General features: G+C 54.5%; 2 protein-coding genes. One reads left to right on the plus strand and one right to left on the minus strand.

Annotated elements, in window-relative coordinates; genetic code table 11:
- Positions 1-384: 384 nt before the first annotated feature.
- On the plus strand, positions 385-2,175 hold the full coding sequence (locus ACEN2R_RS20800) for an ABC transporter ATP-binding protein (protein WP_442044836.1): 1,791 nt from the start codon (positions 385-387) through the stop codon (positions 2,173-2,175).
- Between the two features lie 242 nt (positions 2,176-2,417).
- On the opposite strand, the gene ACEN2R_RS20805 is transcribed toward ACEN2R_RS20800, so the two are convergent.
- Positions 2,418-2,861, minus strand: coding sequence for a hypothetical protein (locus tag ACEN2R_RS20805; RefSeq protein ID WP_442044838.1), 444 nt, complete (start codon positions 2,859-2,861; stop codon positions 2,418-2,420).
- Positions 2,862-2,903: the final 42 nt, after the last annotated feature.

The following is a 2,903-nucleotide window of genomic DNA, read 5'->3' on the forward strand; positions in this document are numbered from 1 at the left end:
CCAGCCTCCATCTCACACTGGCCCAATGTCTACACCGCCGTCAGATCAGGCGCAATTTTTAGAGGTGCCCTTAAGTAGGTTAAGCCTGCTTGCCACATCTCGTTGATATGGTCGTATGACATTAAGTAATTAGCTTCCGGCACACCTCGGCAGTCGGCAAACCATCCTCCTGCTCTTTGATCATCCTGATAATCTGCGCTTCGGTCAAATGGCTTTTCCGCATTAGTCTGCTCCTTCAAAATTGGGTAGGTAGGCTCTACACCAGATTGGGGGAATGTCCGGAGGGCACGCCAACGACCTGCTAACTTGCACATCGACCCTTTCTGTAAAAGCTGATAGCTCGAAAATCTATTTTGCGGAAGCATGCCCAAAAGATGCGGACAAATGACACAGAAGAAGCCTTGGAATGAGCGTTGGCTGGAAGGCTTACCTGCAGACAGTCTGCTCATGCGGCTATTGCTGGAAAGCTTTCAGGAACATCGCTGGAAATATGTGGCCGCCTCTGGAGCAATGGTGCTTGTTGCGGTATCGACAGCGCTATCCGCCTGGATGATGGGCGAAATCATCGACACGCTCTCGACCCCGGATGATCGCCGGCGGGTCTTAATGGTTGGCCTTGGCGTGGCAATGATCTTCACCTTCAAGGGGATAGCCTTCTATATTCAAGCGGTACTGATGGCACGAGCGGGCAACCGGATCGTAGCACAAAAGCAAATGCAGCTCTACAGTAGGTTGCTGCAACAGGGTGTGGCGTTCTTCAATACCAACGAGTCCTCGGAGCTGTTGTTGAAAATTACCCAAAGCGCACAAGCTGCGCGGCAGGTGATCGACACGATAATCACTGGCTTCATCCGCGATCTGCTGACTCTAGTGGGCCTTCTCGCAGTAATGTTTTATCAGCAGCCATTCCTGTCGCTGATAAGTCTGATTGTCGGACCTGTGTCGCTTTATGGTTTGCAAAAAATCCTCAAGAGCGTTCGTGAAGTCATGGCACAGGAAATGGCGGGTTTGGGTGAAATCATCAAGGTGATGCAGGAAACCTCGACAGGGGTGCGGGTAGTCAAAGCTTTCGGGCTGGAGCCGCGCATGGCCGGAAGGATGGATGTGGCCGTGCGCCAGGTGGAAAACCGCGCCAATCGCATGGTGCAGCTAGAAGCGGCAACGATGCCGCTTCTGGACGTGATCACCGGGTTGGCAATCGCCTCGATCGTAATTCTGAGTGCGGTCAATATTTTCGGGCAGGCACCAGGCACGCCGGGGCAGTTGATGTCCTTCGTAACCGCTTTTTTGATGGCTTATGAACCGGCAAAGCGATTGTCGCGCATGCGAATAACAATTGAAGCCGGCATGGTCGGGATCAAGATGATGTATGATCTTCTGGACGCGCCTCAAACCATGCTGGAAGCTTCGGGTGCCTTGCCGCTTGAGGACGGCCCCGGCGCGGTGCAGTTGAAAAATGTACGCTTTGCCTACAGCGGCAACGCCGCCGTTCTAAACAGGGTCAGTGTGGCCTTTCCTCCAGGTAAAACCACTGCTCTGGTGGGCCCTTCGGGAGGAGGCAAATCAACACTTCTGAATCTGATCCTGCGGCTTTACGATCCGACCGAGGGTAGTGTTCTGATTGACGGTCAGGACATCAGCAAGGCTACATTTGCCTCGCTGCGCAAAAAAATCGCATTTGTCGGTCAGGACACGTTTCTGTTTTCCGCCACGGTGATGGATAATCTGCGGCTGGCTCGGCCTGAATCCACCGAGGAGGAGGTGATTCAGGCCACAAAGATTGCTCATGCCCATGATTTCATCGAAAATCTGCCAAAGGGCTATGAGACCCAGATTGGCGAGAATGGGGCATTCCTGTCAGGCGGGCAGCGTCAACGCCTGTCGATCGCTCGTGCCGTGCTACGCCGTGCGCCAATCTTGTTGTTGGATGAGGCAACCAGCGCACTCGATAGTCATTCCGAGGTACTTGTGCGTGACGCGCTGGCCCGCATCACCGAAAATGTCACCACCATCGTGATAGCGCACCGATTGTCGACGGTGATGAATGCAGACTCCATTTGCTACCTCGAAGCTGGGCTGGTTGTAGAACAGGGAACCATTTCCGAATTGCTGGCATTAGATGGCAAGTTCAAGTCGTTATACGATACCCAGTTCAATACTGGCGGAGAGCGTTAAAGATACATGTGGGCATATTGGCCCATAAATAAATCAATTTTGTCAAAAGACATAAACATGAAGATCGAAATTACAGGGCGTTTGCGAATGATATCAAGCGGGAAGATACGCGACCATTTGAACAGCACGCCTCGAAAGAGCCTGGGATGACGGAGACCAGCTGACGCATTCAGGTAGGAACTGGTTGACACTGAGATAGCGAAAACTGTCGCAATGACCCTTGAGATTCCAATATTGGCGGATCACACCTGCATCACCATGGCTTGCTCGAACAGCGCGTCCATCGCCTCGTGCGAGTATCCCAGCAGGTAACCCAGTTCGTCCATCGACGGGCTCAGGCGCCGCCAGTCGCCGGCGTTCTTGATCGTCTCGCGCATCGCCCAGAGCGTGTCTGGATCCTCGGCCATGGCATCGAGGGCGGCACAGGTGTCCGGGCCGAGGACGAGGCGCCCTTGCAGGCGGGAGCAGACCATGGTTTTTCGCAGGTCGTGCAGGTGGTCAGCCTCCGTATAGGGGGCGTCCGCCTGGAATACCCCTGTGTCCGGGTCATAGGCCATGCCGGAGCGGGCCAGGCCGGTGGACCCGGTTTCTTCCACCCAGACGCCCTTCAGAGTGGCGACGTGAGCCGCATCGGCGAGGATCACATTTGTGACCAGTGTGCCGTCGATTTGTGCAAATTTTGCCATTACGGGCCCCCGTCAGTAGGCAAGCGTCCCGGAGGACAGGAA

Origin of the sequence: Pseudogemmobacter sp. W21_MBD1_M6 (assembly GCF_052119585.1) — a bacterium.
Classification (GTDB): Bacteria; Pseudomonadota; Alphaproteobacteria; order Rhodobacterales; family Rhodobacteraceae; genus JBGQOJ01.